A 14,983-nucleotide genomic window follows, 5' to 3' on the forward strand; every position below is an offset into this window, starting at 1 on the left:
GGCCCGGCCTTTTCGCGGGTAAACCCGCTCCCACAGGTACTGCATTGCATTGAAACTTGTGCAAACCCTGTGGGAGCGGGTTTACCCGCGAAGAGGCCGGCCCAGCCAACACAATGCTCAGCATGGGAATAACGCCATGGACCTCATCTGGCAAGCCATCCAGGCCGAATTCGCCGACATCACCGATGAGCGCGAGGTCACGCAAATCCTCGTACGCCTGCTGATGGCAGCCCTGCTCGGCGCCGTCCTGGGCTTCGAGCGCGAGCACAAAGGCAAGTCCGCCGGGGTGCGCACGCATATGCTGGTTTCGCTGGGCGCTGCGCTGTTCGTGCTGGCGCCGAGTATGGCCGGGGCCGATGAGCAGGCGCTGAGCCGGGTGATCCAGGGCATTGTCGCCGGTATCGGTTTTCTGGGTGCGGGCACCATTCTCAAGGGCAACGGCCAGGACACCAGCCATGTGAAGGGCCTGACCACAGCCGCCGGGCTGTGGATGACCGCCGCCATTGGTACGGCAGCCGGCATGGGCCGCGAAGCCACGGCGTTGATCAGCACGATACTGGCCCTGCTGGTGCTGGGCACGATGCCGTTGCTGGTGGACAAGCTCGAGGGGCAGGATGAGGGAAAGCAGGAGGAAGAAGAGGGCAGGAAGCACTGAGGGGAGCCGAAGCTCCCCTCAAAGCGTTGTTGCCTGCTCTTTTTTTATTATTGGGACCGGCCTTTTGTTGTTTTTGTCAGCCTGTCCTGGTGTTGCGGGCGACCCCCATGCGGGGTCAAGAGCAAACGTATTTTTTTGAGCGCTGACCTGCCTTCATCATTGCTGATCCGAACCTGGCTGCCGCTACCTGGAGGTAGTTTTATTGTTCTGTGCCAGACCGCGGGGCGTACCCCTGAAAAGCGTGTCGACTCCAAAAAAATCTGCTTGCTACGCCTCTGCCGTGTTGTTCTTGTTATGTCAGAGCCGTTACCTGTTGTTTTTATTGGGTGTCACATTTTTTTTGTTGTTGTACCAGAGATATAGCAGGGTGCGTGCCAACTTTTGAAAATCCTTTAAAAACAATCACTTGGAGATTTTCATCAAAATCGCCTGGCCTGAAATTCTGCCGATTTGTTTCCCTGTTACCCGATTTTTTGCTGTGAAACGTGGGGGCGGTAACACTCCACCCACACGTATGTGACACCCGTATGACTTAATGCGCGCTGCGCGCCCGTGCTACCCGCGACCCATTGTCGCGGCCCAGCACGCTGCTGATGCGGCGGCCGGCGGCGATCAGCCGGTCCAGGTCAATGCCGGTTTCAATGCCCAGCCCCTGCAGCAGGTACACCACGTCTTCACTGGCGATATTGCCGGTGGCCCCTTTGGCGTATGGGCAGCCGCCCAGCCCGGCCACCGAGCTGTCGAATACGCTGATACCTTCGAGCAGGCTGGCATACACGTTGGTCAAGGCCTGGCCATAGGTATCGTGGAAGTGCCCGGCCAGTTGCTCGCGCGGCACTTGTGCCGACACCACCTCGAACAGGCGCCGGGTATCACCGGCAGTACCGGTGCCGATGGTGTCGCCCAGCGATACCTCGTAGCAGCCCATGTCATGCAGGGCGCGGGCCACCGGGGCGACCTGCTCGGCACTGACCTTGCCTTCATAGGGGCAGCCGAGCACGCACGACACATAGCCGCGCACACGCACACCGTGATTGCGCGCGGCCTCCATGATCGGCTCGAAGCGTTTGAGGCTGTCGCTGATCGAGCAGTTGATGTTGCGTTGCGAGAAGGCTTCGGAGGCGGCGGCGAATACCGCCACTTCCTTCACCCCAGCGGCCAGGGCGTCCTCGAAACCGCGCAGGTTGGGCGCCAGCGCCGCATAGGTAACACCCGGGCGCTGGTGAATGCCGGCGAACACTTCGGCGGAGCCGGCCATCTGTGGCACCCACTTGGGCGAGACGAAACTGCCCACTTCGATATAGGCCAGGCCCGCCTCGGTGAGGTCGTCCACCAGGCGCACCTTGTCGGCGACGCTGATGGGCTGGGCTTCGTTCTGCAGGCCGTCGCGGGGGCCTACTTCGACCAGGCGGACGTGTTTGGGCAAGGACATGGCGGGTTTCCTGTGGCGTTCAGCGGTTGTCTTTGTTGTTCAGGGTGGCGGCCAGGGCTTGTTCGCAGCGCTCCTGGGCGGTGTCCAGCTCCAGCTGCATCTGGTGGATGTCGAGCATCTGCTGTTCCAGCTGGGCGCGGCGTTCGGCGATTTTCGCCAGCATGCTGTTGAGCTGCTTGAGGTTGCCGCTGGAGGGGTCGTACAACTCGATCAGCTCGCGGCATTCGGCCAGCGAAAAACCGATGCGCTTGCCGCGCAGGATGAGCTTCAGGCTGACCTTGTCACGCGCCGAATAGATGCGCTCCAGGCCTCGGCGCTCGGGGCTCAGCAGGCCCTGTTCCTCATAGAAGCGGATGGCGCGGGTGGTGATGTCCAGCTCGCGGGACAGGTCGGAGATGCTGTAGGTCTGGGTGCTCATGCTGGGGCTCGGCGTGGGGTATGCGGGTATCCTGAGGGTAGGTTGACGTATACGTCAAGCAGGGGTGCAGTTCAGGGACGGCGTGCACTACCTGTGGGAGCGGGTTTACCCGCGAAGAGGCCGGCACAGGCGAAAAAATTACTCAGACAACCCCGACCTGCGATACCCATTCGGCGTCTGCCCGCTCAACCGCTTGAACCACCGGGCAAAGTACGTCGGGTCGGTAAACCCCAGGCTATCCGACAACTGCCCGATACTCATCCGCGTATAGATCAGGTTGCGCCGCGCCTCCAGCAGCAACCGCTGGTGCACCACCTGCAGCGCAGTCTGCCCACTCAGCGCCCGGCACAGCTGGTTCAGCTGCAAACTCGGAATATTCAGCCGCGCGGCAAACTCCTCCACCGACAGGTGCTCACGGTAATGCGCCTCGACCAGGCGCAGGTACTGCCCCAGTAACTGGCGGTCACGCTCATCGCGGTTGCGCGGCGCCTGCCCCAGCTGCTGGCGGCGGCTGATCCAAACCATCAGCGCCGTCACCAGTGCCTCGAGCAAGGCAGCACGCGCCGGGGCGTTACCCTGGTACTCCTGCTGCAGAGTATCGATCAGGTTGCGCAGGCGTACCCGGTCCTGGCCCAGCGGGTAACACGCGGCTTTCGCCAGCACCGCCAGCGGTGCGCCCAGGCGCTGCTCCAGGTTCGCCACCAGGGCCGTGCCAAAGGTCAGCACATGCCCCTGGATATCGGCGCTGAAGCGAAAGCCGTGCACGGTCATCGGTGGCACTACCTGGATCGCCGCTTCGCTGATGGTGCTGCGCACTCCCTCGATCTCCACCTCGGCACGGCCGCGCTGCACGTACAGCAGCTGGAACAGTTCGGCATGCTGGTGCGGCTTGATCTCCCAGTGGTGCAGGCGGCTACGCGCCGGGATCGACTCGCAGTGCAGCGGGTCGGTGCCGGGCCAGGCCTGGTTTTCGCCATACAGCTTGAACAAAGGGACGCCGGGGAGGTTGGATTTCATGCGGGTTTACCTGTCCGGTAATCGAACGATTTTTGTAAAAGTGCAAGTTTTGCATGGAATAGCACACTTCAATGGCTGTTTTTGCCAGTAAAAATGCAAGGGCAAACCCTAACAGCAGATGTCGCCCCACTGCCAGTCCAGGGGCGGGCATCGTCCGCACAGAGACAACAACAATGAAAACTCAGGTCGCAATTATTGGTGCAGGTCCGTCTGGCCTGCTGCTGGGCCAACTGCTGCACAAGGCCGGTATCGATACGGTCATCATCGAGCGGCAGACACCCGAGTACGTGCTCGGGCGCATCCGTGCCGGGGTGCTGGAGCAAGGCACCGTCGACCTGCTGCGTGAGGCCGGTGTGGCCGAGCGCATGGACCGTGAAGGCCTGGTACACGAAGGTGTCGAGCTGCTGGTCGGCGGGCGCCGCCAACGCCTGGACCTCAAGGCCCTGACCGGCGGCAAGACGGTGATGGTGTACGGCCAGACCGAAGTCACCCGTGACCTGATGCAGGCACGTGAAGCCAGCGGCGCGCCGATCATCTATTCGGCCAGCAATGTCCAGCCGCACGAGCTCAAGGGTGAACGGCCTTACCTGACTTATGAAAAAGACGGCCAGGTGCATCGGGTGGACTGCGACTACATCGCCGGCTGTGACGGCTTCCACGGTGTTTCGCGGCAGAGCATTCCGGAAGGTATCCTCAAGCAGTATGAGCGGGTCTACCCGTTTGGCTGGCTGGGCATGCTGTCAGATACGCCACCGGTCAACCACGAACTGATCTACGCACACCACGAGCGCGGCTTCGTGCTGTGCAGCCAGCGTTCGCACACCCGTAGCCGCTACTACTTGCAGGTACCGCTGGAAGAGCAGGTGGAGGCGTGGTCCGACGAGCGCTTCTGGCAGGAGCTGAAGGCACGCTTGCCGGAAGACGTGGCTGCGCGTCTGGTCACCGGTCCGGCTTTGGAAAAGAGCATCGCGCCGCTGCGCAGCCTGGTGGTCGAGCCGATGCAGTATGGCCACCTGTTCCTGGTCGGTGACGCCGCGCATATCGTCCCGCCGACCGGCGCCAAGGGCCTGAACCTGGCGGCATCGGACGTCAATTACCTGTACCGTATCCTGGTCAAGGTGTACCGCGAAGGGCGCACCGACCTGCTGCAGCAGTATTCGCCGCTGGCCCTGCGTCGGGTGTGGAAAGGCGAGCGCTTCAGCTGGTTCATGACCCAACTGCTGCATGACTTCGGCAGCCACAAGGACGCCTGGGACCAGAAGATGCAGGAGGCCGACCGCGAGTACTTCCTGACCTCGCCGGCGGGGCTGGTGAACATTGCCGAGAACTATGTAGGGCTGCCGTTCGAAGAAGTGGCCTGACCCGCACGTGAAAGCCTGGCCAACGCACAATACCTGCAGGAGCGGCCTTGTGTCGCGAAAGGGGGGCGAAGCGCCCCAGGGTCTTCGTATTCCTGCCAAATTGCTGGGGCCGCTTTGCGGCCCTTTCGCGACGCGGTGCAGCGCAGGCATCCTGGAAAAACACGCCAGGGCTTGAAGTCAAGTTTGCGCATGACCGACAGTGCCTGGCTGAATAGGTAATGGCAGGAAGCACAACGATGACATTCTCCACACCCCTGATCGGCGCCTTGTGCCTGGTAGCTGCCAGTGGCTGGGCCTGCGCCGACCAGGTGCTGCCCGCGCCACCGGAACTGGCCTCCGGCTACCGCAGTGGCCTGCAGTCGGTGCATGCCAGCCGGCACATGGCCGCCGCCGCCAACCCGCTGGCCAGCGAAGCGGGGCGAGCGATGCTGCGTGCCGGTGGCAGCGCCATCGACGCGGCCATCGCCATGCAGATGGTGCTGACCCTGGTCGAACCGCAATCCAGCGGCATTGGCGGCGGGGCGTTCATCCTCTACTGGGATGGCCAGCGCGTGCAGGCGTTCGACGGCCGCGAGGCAGCCCCGGCGGCGGTGACGGAAAACCTGTTCCTGCAAGCCGATGGTTCACCGATGCCGTTCAGGGCGGCGCAGATTGGCGGGCGTTCGGTGGGCGTACCGGGGGTTCTTCGTGCCCTGAAGCTGGCCCATGAGCAGCACGGCAAGCTGCCCTGGCGCGACTTGTTCGCCCCGGCCATTGCGCTGGCACGTGACGGTTTCCCTGTTTCCGAACGCCTTCACACCCTGGTGGCGGGCGACCCGTTCATTGCCCGCTCACCGGCCATGGCCCGCTACTTTCTGGATGAACAGGGCAAGCCGCTGGCGGTGGGGGCTACCTTGCGCAACCCCGAACTCGCGCAAACCTTCGAGCAGATTGCCGCGCAGGGTCCCGAGGTGTTCTACAGCGGCGAGATCGCCGCAGCCATCGTCGCCAAGGTGCGCAGCCATGCCAATGCCGGCTATCTGTCGTTGCAGGATATGCAGCAGTACCAGGCCAAGGCGCGCGAGCCGCTGTGCGGCCCTTACAAGGCCTGGCGTATATGTGGCATGCCGCCGCCGTCGTCGGGCGGGGTGGCGGTGCTGCAGACCCTGGGCATCCTGGAAGCACTGCAGCAGGCTTCGCCACAACGCGACCTTGCCGTCATGCGACCGCTGCGCACTTCGTCCGTGGCCGGGCTGGAGGCCCCGCCGCTGGCCGTGCACCTGGTTGCCGAGGCCGAGCGCCTGGCCTATGCCGACCGCGCCCAGTACCTGGCCGACAGCGATTACGTGCCGGTTCCGCTCAAGGCCCTGACCGACTCTGCGTACCTGGCCAGCCGTGCCGCGCAGATTGGCGAGTACAGCATGAAGCGCGCCCGCCCGGGCCAGCCGCAGGGCGCCGACCTGGCCCTGGCGCCTGACCGCTCGCCACTGCGTATTTCCACCTCGCACCTCAGCGCGGTGGATGACCGTGGCCAGGCCCTGGCCATGACCACCTCGGTGGAAGCAGCGTTCGGTTCGCACCTGATGGTCAAGGGCTTTTTGCTCAACAACCACCTGACCGACTTCTCGTTCATCCCCCAGGAGCAGGGCAAGCCCGTGGCCAACCGGGTGCAACCGGGCAAGCGGCCGCTGTCGGCAATGGCACCGACCCTGGTGTTCTCGCGAGCTTCCGGCGAGCTGGTGGCCAGCCTTGGCTCGCCCGGCGGTTCGCAGATCATCGGCTACGTGAACAAGGCACTGATCGGCCTGCTGGACTGGCAGCTTGATCCGCAGCAGGCCGCTGGCCTGCCCAACTTCGGCAGCCGCAATGCCGGCACCGAAGTAGAGGCGGGGTTGGCCAGCCCGGCGCTGATCCGGCAGTTGGCGGCCTGGGGGCATGAGGTGACGCCGATGACCATGACCAGTGGCATGCAGATCATCCAGCGCAGTGGCGAGGGCTGGTCGGGCGGTGCCGACCCCCGGCGCGAAGGCGTGGCACTCGGCGACTAGCCGGCGCATTGCGGTGCAGCAGGTGGCGTGATAGAAGTCAGTCTTGTCATTCAGAAGTCGAATACCAAGATGTCCATCAGCGTGAAATCGAATAGGGCCCTGTTCGACCTCGACCTGTTGCGCGCCATTGTCGTGGTGGCTGACTGCGGCAGCTTCACCACGGCTGCAGCCCGTCTGCACTCCACTCAATCGACCATCAGCCAGAAGGTGCGCCGCCTTGAGGATATGGTTGGCCACCGCCTGCTGGTGCGTGGCAATCGCGATGTGCTGCCGACCGATGCCGGGCAGACCCTGCTCGGCTATGCCCGGCACATGCTGGCCCTCAACGACCAGATGCTCGAAGCCTTGGCCGGGGCGATGGTTGGCGTGACCGTGCGCCTTGGCGTGCCCGAGGACTTCGTGGGCGGGCGTACCACCAATGCGCTGTCGGCGTTCAGTCGGCTGCACCCGCAGGTGAAGCTGGAAGTGACCAGCGGCCTGTGCCGCGACCTCAGCCAGGCCTACGACAACGGTGAGCTCGACCTGGTGTTGCTCAAGCAGCGGCGCAACAGCCGCGAAGGTGTGGCCTGCTGGCCCGAGCGCCTGCAGTGGATCGACAGTGCGCGCACGCCCGCCTTCGAGCTGGACCCGATCCCGCTGGTGACGTTCCCGCCTCGTGGCCTGTACCGCGACGACATGATAACGGCCATCGAAGGCATCGGCCGGCGCTGGCGTATCAGCTTCACCAGCTCCAGCCTCAGCGGTATCCAGGCTGCAGTCGCCGATGGCATGGGCGTCAGCCTGCTGCCGCCACGGGCGGCCACTGGCGAGCACCGGGTACTGGGGGCCGAACAGGGGCTGCCGGAGGTAGACAGCTATGAAATCGTCATTGTCCACCGGCCGACGGCGGATGTGATGGTCAAGGCGCTGGCCGAGGTGATGACGCAATTGCTTGCAGGCGGCGGGATCTGACGGGGTTGGGGCCGCTTGGCGGCCCATCGCAGATCGGCGTGTGCAGGGTCAGGCAACGCGTCGGATGCGGCTCTTGGCAGCGCGGCCGCGGGTATGGCTGAACAGGTCTTTCGGGTCATCTTCCACCCATGGCACCAGGTCGATCTTGCTACCCATGCCACGTTTTTCGGCTTGCTGTAGTACGTACCGTAGTACGGTGTAGTCTTCCAGGGCGAAGCCCACCGAGTCGAACACGGTGACCTGGTTGTCGCTCTGGCGGCCCTCGGCTTCACCGCGCAGCACGCGCCACAGGTCGACCACCGGGAAGTCCGCCGGCAACTGCTGGATGTCACCTTCGATGCGGGTTTGCGGCTCGTACTCGACGAACACCCGGGCGTTGCGCAGCACATCGGCATGCAACTCGGTCTTGCCCGGGCAGTCGCCACCCACGGCATTCAGGTGCATGCCGGGTTCGAGCATGTCGGGGGTGATGATGGTGGCGTAGGCCTTGTCGGCGGTCACCGTGGTGATGATGTCCACGCCTTTCACCGCTTCTGCCACCGAGCTGGCGCGGCGGATGGTGAGGCTGCTGTACTCCTTGAGGTTGGCGATCAGCTTGGCGGTGGCGAGCGGGTCGGTGTCGTAGGCGACGATTTCTTCGATGCCCAGGTGCTTGTGGAAGGCCAGTGCCTGGAATTCGCTTTGCGCGCCGTTGCCGATCAGCGCCATCCTGCGTGAGTTTGGCCGGGCCAGCGCCTGGGCTGCCATCAGCGAGGTGGCTGCGGTGCGCAGCGCGGTGGCGATGGTCAGTTCGGACAGCAACACCGGGTAGCCGGTGTCGACATCGGCCAGCACGCCGAAGGCCATCACCGTATGCAGGTCGCGGGCGGTGTTGGCCGGGTGGCCGTTGACGTATTTGAAGGCGTAGCGGCTGTTGTCGGCGACCGGCATCAGTTCGATCACGCCGACTTCCGAATGGCTGGCAACACGTGCGGATTTATCAAACTCCTGCCAGCGTTTGTAATCTTCACGAATGGCTGCGGCCAGTTCGCCAATGAACGGCGCTACGCCAATGTCATGTACCAGGTCCGACATGGTTGGAACATCAATGAAATACGTCATGCTCTTGCACCTTGTTATTGCGCCGTCACCCCGCTGACCTGGAGGACGAACGCCTGAGATTGTTGGAGTGACGTGAGCATTCTGATGACAGGCTGCGTCAAGATGAAGAGAGCAGGTTGCCAGTTTCATCAGCTTTCTAGACAATTTGTCACCCAAGCATGGCAATCTGATTATCTGGCAGGCATCCATGGATACTATCGATCGGGAATTGATTGCGCTGTTGCGCGACAACGCGCGCATCCCCGTGCTGACCCTGGCGAAGAAGCTCAAGGTGGCCAGGGCAACCGTGCAAAACCGCATCACCCGGCTCGAAGAGCAGGGCGTGATCATCGGCTACACGGTACGCCTGCGCGCCGATGCGCTGGAGCAGGGCGTGCGGGCAATCACCAGCATCGGCATCAGCGGCCACCACGCCGCAGAGGTCAAGCACGCGCTGCGCGGGCATCCCAACGTGGTGGCCATCCATAGCACCAATGGCCGCTGGGACCTGATGGCAGAGCTGCGTGCAGACACCCTGGAGGCCTTCGACCGGGCGTTGAACGCCATCCGCTCGATACCGCACATCGAAAACACCGAGACCAGTATCCTGCTCTCGACCTACAAGATGTGACCGCTGGGGCAAGCCTTCTGGCAGGTGCATTGCGCAAACTTTCACTTGCGGTGGAACGCGGGCCGGCGCAGGCATTTCAATACCCTCTAGGGCTGGCGCTCGGCCACCGCCCGCAAGGTACGCAACGTCACCACTGGCGCATCCACCACAAACCGGTTGGCCAGCCACCCCGGCACATCTCCGGCAGGGTCGGCCTGCAGTTGGTAGGTCACTTCGGTCTTGCGCTCCCCCAGTGGTTTCATCCGCCACTCGCCGCTGAGCTGCTGTACCCGGATCAGTCCCTTTACCTTGGGGATCCTGCCGGGCTCGGCGCTCAGGTGGCGCAGCAGCGTGCCGTCGTCCAGGCGTTCGGTCGTGACCTTCAGCACGATGTCCCGCGGCATCGTCGGCCACGGCAGGTTGGTGGTCAGGTACACCCAGGTGTTTTCGCCTTGCACATCCAGCAAGCGCATCTCGGCGCAGGCGTACAGCCACTTGCAGGCCACCCGCAGGTTTTCCTGCAGGTCGGTGAGCGTACGAATGCTGGCTTTCATGGTGCTGACACCACGGAATTGCTGGTAGGGCGAGTCGGCCACGCCACTCAGGTACACGCGGATGCCTTCGCGGTCGTAGGCCAGGTTCCAGTCATCGGCGGCTGGGGCGGGGGGACAGAGCAGCAGGGCGGCGAGCAGCAGGCAGCGGTTCATGGCTGGTACCGCGCGGGTGGCAGGATTTTCAGTATGCGGCTACTGGGGCTGCTTTGCAGCCCTTTCGCGACACAAGGCCGCTCCCACAGGGTTCGGCATACACCGTACTTTTGTGGGCGCGGCCTTGTGTCGCGAAAGGGGCGCAAAGCGCCCCCCAATGCATCAACGCTTAGGGTTCAGCGTCAGGTGCACGTGACGGTTCACGTCCTTGTACAGCAGGTAGCTGAACTTGCCTGGGCCGCCGGCGTAGCAGGCTTGCGGGCAGAAGGCGCGCAGCCACATGAAGTCGCCGGCTTCCACTTCGACCCAGTCCTGGTTCAGGCGGTACACCGCCTTGCCTTCCAGTACGTACAGGCCGTGTTCCATCACGTGGGTCTCGGCGAACGGGATCACCCCGCCCGGCTGGAAGGTGACGATGTTCACGTGCATGTCGTGGCGCATGTCGGCCATGTCGACGAAGCGGGTGGTGACCCAGCGGCCTTCGGTGCCCGGCATCTCGATGACGGTGGCGTTGTCACGGTGGGTAACGAACGACTCGGGAACGTCCAGGCCTTCGACCTTCTGGTAGTGCTTGCGCAGCCAGTGGAAGGTGACGTTGGACTTGCTGTTGTTGCGCAGGCTCCACTCGGCGCCCGGGGCCAGGAAGGCGTAGCCGCCCGGTACCAGGGTGTGGTGCTTGCCTTCGACGGTGATGTCCAGTTCGCCTTCGACGATGAACACCACGGCTTCGGCGTTCGGGTCCAGCTCAGGGCGCTCGCTGCCGCCTTCCGGAGCCACTTCGACGATGTACTGGGAGAAGGTTTCGGCAAAGCCGGTCAGCGGGCGGGCGATGACCCACATGCGCATCTTGTCCCAGAACGGCAGGTGGCTGGTGACGATGTCACGCATCACGCCCTTGGGGATGACGGCATAGGCTTCGGTGAACATGGCACGGTCAGTCAGCAGCTCGGTCTGAGCCGGGTGCCCACCGTGGGGGGCGAAGTACGAATGGTTCGACATGGACGATCTCGACTTGTTGTTCTCTCCCCATGCCGTGAACCGCACCGGCCGGTGCGGCGCAGGGGATGTGGCGACAGAATAGGGTCGAGCGCGCGCCATCTACAAATTAAATGTTGGAATACCCGGTATTTGCTGGCTGAATGCGAACCTGGCGGCCAACGTGCCCTTCCTGCAAGCGGTCGCCCTGGCCGAACAGCTTGTGGCGCAAGGTGCCGTCGGCATAGCTCAGCGGGTAGCGGCCACGGCGTTGCAGTTCGGGCACCAGCAGCTCGACCACCTGGGCCAGGTCGTCCGGTTGCACCGCGTAGGTCAGGTTGAAGCCATCGATGCCGGTCTGGTCCAGCCAGCTTTCCAGCTGGTCGGCCACCTCGCTGGCAGCACCCACCAGCACCGGGCCACGGCCGCCCAGGCCGACGAACTCGGCGGCTTCGCGCACGGTCCAGCGGCGGTTCGGGTCGGCAGCGGTGAAGGCTGCCAGGGCTGCGCGACCGGCATCGTTCTCGACGTATTCGATGGGCGCATCGGGGTCGAGGTTGGCAAAGTCGATGCCGGTCCAGCCTGACAGTAGCGCCAGGGCAGCGTCCAGGTCGACATAGCGGCGGTATTCGGCGAAGCGCGCCTCGGCCGCCTCCCGGGTGGGGGCGACAATCAACAGTGCCTGGGCGTAGATCAGCACCTCGTCCCGGCCACGCCCGGCCGCCTCGCTGGCCGCGCGGATGCCGTCGGCGTAGCGGCGCAGTACGGTGGGCGTCGGCCCGCTGATGAACACGCATTCGGCATGTCGCGCCGCGAACTGCTGGCCGCGTGCCGAAGCACCTGCCTGGAACAGCACCGGCGTGCGTTGTGGCGAAGGTTGGCACAGGTGCATGCCTGGCACCTGGAAGTGCTCGCCCACATGGTTGATGGGGTGCACCCGGGCGGGTTCGATGTAGCGCCCGCTGTCACGCTCCAGCAACACAGCGTCGTCGTCCCAGCTTTTCTCCCACAGTTTGTAAAGCACCTGCAGGTATTCCTCGGCCAGGTCATAGCGCTGGTCGTGGCCCAGCTGGTGCGCCAGGCCCAGGTTGCGCGCGGCGCTGTCAAGGTAGCCGGTGACGATGTTCCAGCCGACCCGGCCATTGCTCAGGTGGTCGAGCGTGGACATGCGCCGGGCGAACGGATAGGGGTGTTCGTAGGTGAGCGAGAAAGTGACGCCGAAGCCCAGGTGCTCGGTAACCCCGGCCATGGCTGGTACCAGCAGCAGCGGGTCGTTGACCGGTACCTGCACGCCACCGCGCAGGGCGGCTTCGGGGCCGCCCTGGTAGACGTCGTAGATGCCCAGCACATCGGCGATGAACAGGGCGTCGAACAGGCCGCGTTCGAGCAGGCGGGCCAGGTCGGTCCAGTAACCCAGGCGGTTGAAGGCCACGCTGGTGTTGCGCGGGTGGCGCCACAGGCCGGGGGACTGGTGGCTGGCGGCGTTCATGCTGAAGGCGTTGAAGCGGATCGGGCGGGGCATGGGGGCGCTCCGCTCAAGGCAAGACGGAAGCCGGGTAGACCGCGTCGGCCACCTGCAGCTTGCGTGGAATCAGGCCCAGGTCCTGGAAGGTATCGGCCAGTTTCTGTTGCTCGGCAACGATCTGCGGGGTAATGGCCACGGCGTTGTAGTTGCGTCGTTCGCTGGCCACTTGCAGTACGTTGGCATTGATCCCCAATTGCGGGGCCAGCAGCGCGGCGACTTCCGCAGGCTTGGCATTGGCCCACTGGCTGACCTTGCCCAGTTCGGCAAAGAAGATCTTCAGCAACGCGCGGTGCTGGTCGGCGAAGCTGGCGGTGGACAGGTAGAAGGTGCGGTTGTTGGACAAGCCGCTACCGTCGCGCAGGTTCTTCAGGCCCGGCTGGCTTTCTGCGGCGGCGAGGAACGGGTCCCACAGGGTCACGGCCTGGACGCTGCCCGATTGCAGTGCCGCCACGGCATCGGCGGCGTTGTTGACGTAGGCCGGGGTGATGTCCCGGTAGCTGAGGCCGGCCTGTTCCAGGGCAACGGCCAGCAGGTACTGGGCGTTCCAGCCGCGGCCGGTGGCCACGCGCTTACCCTTGAGGTCTTGCACGCTGCTCAGGTGATCCTGCTCGCGCACCACCAGGCCGATGCCGCGTGGGTAGGGTTGCTCGGCGGCCAGGTACACCACCGGCTTGCCCGCGGCCTGGGCGAACACCGAGGGTGCATCGGCAGCATGGCCGAGGTCGATGGCGCCGGTGCTCAGGGCTTCGAGTAGTTGCGGGCCGGCGGCGAACTCGTGCCAGCTGACTTTCACGCCTTGCGGCGCCAGTGCCTTCTCCAGGGCGCCGCTGCCCTTGAGGATGTTGATACTGTTGAATTTCTGGTAGCCGATGCGCAGGGTCTTGGCTTCGTCGGCCAGGGCTTGGGACCAGGGCAGCAGGGTGCTGGCGACACTGGCCAGCAAGCCGCCGATCAACAGACGGCGCAGGGGGGAGAAGGCACGGGCGGACATGGGTATTGCTCCTTGAATCGGCTGGAAAACGATGTGCCCAGACTAAGGAGGTGGCGTTTGGCTTTCAATTTTTAATATGCATGTTTGTTAGACTATTTTGTTATTTTTATATCCTTTTGTTTTATCAGGGCCGTCGCCCAAAGGCGATTGCCCCCTGCGTTCAGTTGGGCAGGCGCCGTTTGCGTGTGGGCAGCAGGCCCAGTACCAGCATGCAGCCAAGCAGGATTACCAGGCATCCGGCGGCCTGCAACAGGCTCACGGTTTCATCGGGAAGCAAGGCACCGACCAGTACAGCCACCAGCGTGGCCACGAGTTCCACGCTGATGGCGCGGGTGGCGCCGGCAATCAGTGCCCGCTGGCTGACCGCGCCAACCCAGCCAAAGGCATGCCCCCCAGCAGCCGTGGGTGATGGCTACCCGACCAACAGCGCGCTTCCCTGCATGGCCGCGCTCGCGGATAATCCCCGTATTCCAATAAACAGCCTGTGAGTGGGTATGAGTGATTCCGTAGTCAGCCTCGGCCAGCCTGAAACCGAAGGGGGGCGCAAGACGCGCAAGAACAACCCCGAGAAAACGCGCGAGGACATCCTCCAGGCCGCCATCCACGAGTTCGTCCAGCAAGGGCTGGCTGGTGCCCGCGTCGACGCCATCGCCGAGCGCACCGCCACCTCCAAGCGCATGATCTACTACTACTTCGGCAGCAAGGAGCAGCTGTACTGCGAGTGCCTGGTCAAGCTGTACGGCGATATCCGCAAGACCGAGCAAAGCCTGGACCTGGAGTCGCTGCCGGCCGAGCAGGCGATTCGCCGGCTGGTGGAGTTCACCTTCGATCACCACGACCGCAACGTCGATTTCGTGCGGATCATCTGCACCGAAAACATCCACTATGGCGAGTACGTCAAGCAGTCGCCGGCCATTCGCGAAATGAGCAGCCTGGTGCTCGAGGCCTTGGGCAATACCCTGCGTCGCGGTGTACAGGAAGGTGTGTTCCGCGCCGGTATCGAGGTCATCGACCTGCACATGCTGATGAGCGCGTTCTGCTTCTACCGGGTGTCGAACCGCCACACCTTTGGCGAGATCTTCCAGATCGACCTGTCCGATGAGCAGGTCAAGCTGCGTCACAAGGTCATGATTTGTGATGCTGTGCTGCGGTACATCCAGATCGAGCGCCGCCCCTGAAGGTTTTCCAGTGCCTGGCTGGCCTCTTCGCGGGTAAACCCGCTCCCACAGGATCA

Annotated in this window: 14 protein-coding genes and 1 pseudogene; 6 read left to right on the top strand and 9 right to left on the bottom strand. The window is 63.9% G+C overall.

The genetic code is table 11. The annotated features are described in order from the left end of the window. Positions 1-136: 136 nt before the first annotated feature. Complete coding sequence (locus J5M71_RS15205) at positions 137-655, top strand: MgtC/SapB family protein (protein ID WP_207833227.1); 519 nt, start codon at positions 137-139, stop codon at positions 653-655. Between the two features lie 532 nt (positions 656-1,187). Here J5M71_RS15205 and J5M71_RS15210 read toward each other — a convergent pair. The 3 genes from J5M71_RS15210 to J5M71_RS15220 all read right to left on the bottom strand — a co-directional run bounded on the left by J5M71_RS15210 (position 1,188) and on the right by J5M71_RS15220 (position 3,522). Next, on the bottom strand, positions 1,188-2,087 hold the full coding sequence (locus J5M71_RS15210; RefSeq protein WP_207833229.1) for a hydroxymethylglutaryl-CoA lyase: 900 nt from the start codon (positions 2,085-2,087) through the stop codon (positions 1,188-1,190). Positions 2,088-2,106: 19 nt separating this feature from the next. Further along, positions 2,107-2,505, bottom strand: coding sequence for a MerR family DNA-binding transcriptional regulator (locus J5M71_RS15215; protein ID WP_013972930.1), 399 nt, complete (start codon positions 2,503-2,505; stop codon positions 2,107-2,109). A gap of 138 nt (positions 2,506-2,643) precedes the next feature. After that, positions 2,644-3,522 (bottom strand): helix-turn-helix domain-containing protein, encoded by an 879-nt coding sequence (locus tag J5M71_RS15220; RefSeq protein WP_207833231.1) that lies wholly within the window; start codon positions 3,520-3,522, stop codon positions 2,644-2,646. Between the two features lie 173 nt (positions 3,523-3,695). On the opposite strand from J5M71_RS15220, the gene pobA reads away from it, so the two are divergent. The 3 genes from pobA (at position 3,696) to J5M71_RS15235 (ending at position 7,861) form a co-directional block, all read left to right on the top strand. Next, complete coding sequence (pobA, locus tag J5M71_RS15225; RefSeq protein WP_207833233.1) at positions 3,696-4,883, top strand: 4-hydroxybenzoate 3-monooxygenase; 1,188 nt, start codon at positions 3,696-3,698, stop codon at positions 4,881-4,883. Between the two features lie 236 nt (positions 4,884-5,119). Continuing rightward, positions 5,120-6,910, top strand: coding sequence for a gamma-glutamyltransferase (gene ggt, locus J5M71_RS15230; protein ID WP_207833235.1), 1,791 nt, complete (start codon positions 5,120-5,122; stop codon positions 6,908-6,910). Positions 6,911-6,979: 69 nt separating this feature from the next. Then, positions 6,980-7,861, top strand: coding sequence for a LysR substrate-binding domain-containing protein (locus J5M71_RS15235; protein ID WP_063914323.1), 882 nt, complete (start codon positions 6,980-6,982; stop codon positions 7,859-7,861). Between the two features lie 48 nt (positions 7,862-7,909). Here J5M71_RS15235 and J5M71_RS15240 read toward each other — a convergent pair whose 3' ends face one another. After that, positions 7,910-8,962, bottom strand: coding sequence for an ornithine cyclodeaminase (locus J5M71_RS15240; protein WP_207833238.1), 1,053 nt, complete (start codon positions 8,960-8,962; stop codon positions 7,910-7,912). A 187-nt stretch (positions 8,963-9,149) separates the two neighbouring features. Between J5M71_RS15240 and J5M71_RS15245 the strand changes: the two genes are divergently transcribed. Then, positions 9,150-9,572: an Lrp/AsnC family transcriptional regulator gene (locus J5M71_RS15245; protein ID WP_207833240.1), complete on the top strand. Its 423-nt coding sequence runs from the start codon at positions 9,150-9,152 to the stop codon at positions 9,570-9,572. Between the two features lie 86 nt (positions 9,573-9,658). Here J5M71_RS15245 and J5M71_RS15250 read toward each other — a convergent pair whose 3' ends face one another. The 5 genes and pseudogenes from J5M71_RS15250 to J5M71_RS15270 form a co-directional block, all read right to left on the bottom strand. Next, positions 9,659-10,258 carry an START domain-containing protein gene (locus J5M71_RS15250; RefSeq protein ID WP_207833242.1) on the bottom strand — a complete coding sequence of 200 codons (600 nt, stop codon included), beginning with the start codon at positions 10,256-10,258 and terminating at the stop codon, positions 9,659-9,661. Between the two features lie 162 nt (positions 10,259-10,420). Next, the gene (locus tag J5M71_RS15255; protein WP_013972924.1) at positions 10,421-11,257 is read right to left on the bottom strand and encodes a bifunctional allantoicase/(S)-ureidoglycine aminohydrolase; all 837 of its coding nucleotides are present in this window, start codon (positions 11,255-11,257) and stop codon (positions 10,421-10,423) included. A 106-nt stretch (positions 11,258-11,363) separates the two neighbouring features. After that, positions 11,364-12,755 carry an LLM class flavin-dependent oxidoreductase gene (locus tag J5M71_RS15260; protein ID WP_207833244.1) on the bottom strand — a complete coding sequence of 464 codons (1,392 nt, stop codon included), beginning with the start codon at positions 12,753-12,755 and terminating at the stop codon, positions 11,364-11,366. 13 nt (positions 12,756-12,768) lie between these two features. Then, on the bottom strand, positions 12,769-13,749 hold the full coding sequence (locus J5M71_RS15265) for an aliphatic sulfonate ABC transporter substrate-binding protein (protein WP_207833246.1): 981 nt from the start codon (positions 13,747-13,749) through the stop codon (positions 12,769-12,771). Between the two features lie 160 nt (positions 13,750-13,909). Then, positions 13,910-14,098, bottom strand: a pseudogene (locus J5M71_RS15270) (EamA/RhaT family transporter); the annotation flags it as partial. Between the two features lie 145 nt (positions 14,099-14,243). On the opposite strand from J5M71_RS15270, the gene J5M71_RS15275 reads away from it, so the two are divergent. After that, positions 14,244-14,927, top strand: coding sequence for a TetR/AcrR family transcriptional regulator (locus tag J5M71_RS15275; protein WP_207833248.1), 684 nt, complete (start codon positions 14,244-14,246; stop codon positions 14,925-14,927). Positions 14,928-14,983: the final 56 nt, after the last annotated feature.

Source organism: Pseudomonas sp. 43(2021) (genome assembly GCF_017490805.1).
In the GTDB taxonomy this organism is placed as follows: domain Bacteria; phylum Pseudomonadota; class Gammaproteobacteria; order Pseudomonadales; family Pseudomonadaceae; genus Aquipseudomonas.

What these genes read in the sequence shown, in the direction of transcription:
- J5M71_RS15265 (WP_207833246.1), bottom strand. Translation starts at nt 13,749, where the DNA reads ATGTCCGCCCGTGCCTTCTCCCCCCTGCGCCGTCTGTTGATCGGCGGC.
- J5M71_RS15255 (WP_013972924.1), bottom strand. Translation starts at nt 11,257, where the DNA reads ATGTCGAACCATTCGTACTTCGCCCCCCACGGTGGGCACCCGGCTCAG.
- J5M71_RS15215 (WP_013972930.1), bottom strand. Translation starts at nt 2,505, where the DNA reads ATGAGCACCCAGACCTACAGCATCTCCGACCTGTCCCGCGAGCTGGAC.
- ggt (WP_207833235.1), top strand. Translation starts at nt 5,120, where the DNA reads ATGACATTCTCCACACCCCTGATCGGCGCCTTGTGCCTGGTAGCTGCC.
- J5M71_RS15235 (WP_063914323.1), top strand. Translation starts at nt 6,980, where the DNA reads ATGTCCATCAGCGTGAAATCGAATAGGGCCCTGTTCGACCTCGACCTG.
- J5M71_RS15275 (WP_207833248.1), top strand. Translation starts at nt 14,244, where the DNA reads ATGAGTGATTCCGTAGTCAGCCTCGGCCAGCCTGAAACCGAAGGGGGG.
- J5M71_RS15260 (WP_207833244.1), bottom strand. Translation starts at nt 12,755, where the DNA reads ATGCCCCGCCCGATCCGCTTCAACGCCTTCAGCATGAACGCCGCCAGC.
- pobA (WP_207833233.1), top strand. Translation starts at nt 3,696, where the DNA reads ATGAAAACTCAGGTCGCAATTATTGGTGCAGGTCCGTCTGGCCTGCTG.
- J5M71_RS15205 (WP_207833227.1), top strand. Translation starts at nt 137, where the DNA reads ATGGACCTCATCTGGCAAGCCATCCAGGCCGAATTCGCCGACATCACC.
- J5M71_RS15220 (WP_207833231.1), bottom strand. Translation starts at nt 3,522, where the DNA reads ATGAAATCCAACCTCCCCGGCGTCCCTTTGTTCAAGCTGTATGGCGAA.
- J5M71_RS15240 (WP_207833238.1), bottom strand. Translation starts at nt 8,962, where the DNA reads ATGACGTATTTCATTGATGTTCCAACCATGTCGGACCTGGTACATGAC.
- J5M71_RS15250 (WP_207833242.1), bottom strand. Translation starts at nt 10,258, where the DNA reads ATGAACCGCTGCCTGCTGCTCGCCGCCCTGCTGCTCTGTCCCCCCGCC.
- J5M71_RS15210 (WP_207833229.1), bottom strand. Translation starts at nt 2,087, where the DNA reads ATGTCCTTGCCCAAACACGTCCGCCTGGTCGAAGTAGGCCCCCGCGAC.
- J5M71_RS15245 (WP_207833240.1), top strand. Translation starts at nt 9,150, where the DNA reads ATGGATACTATCGATCGGGAATTGATTGCGCTGTTGCGCGACAACGCG.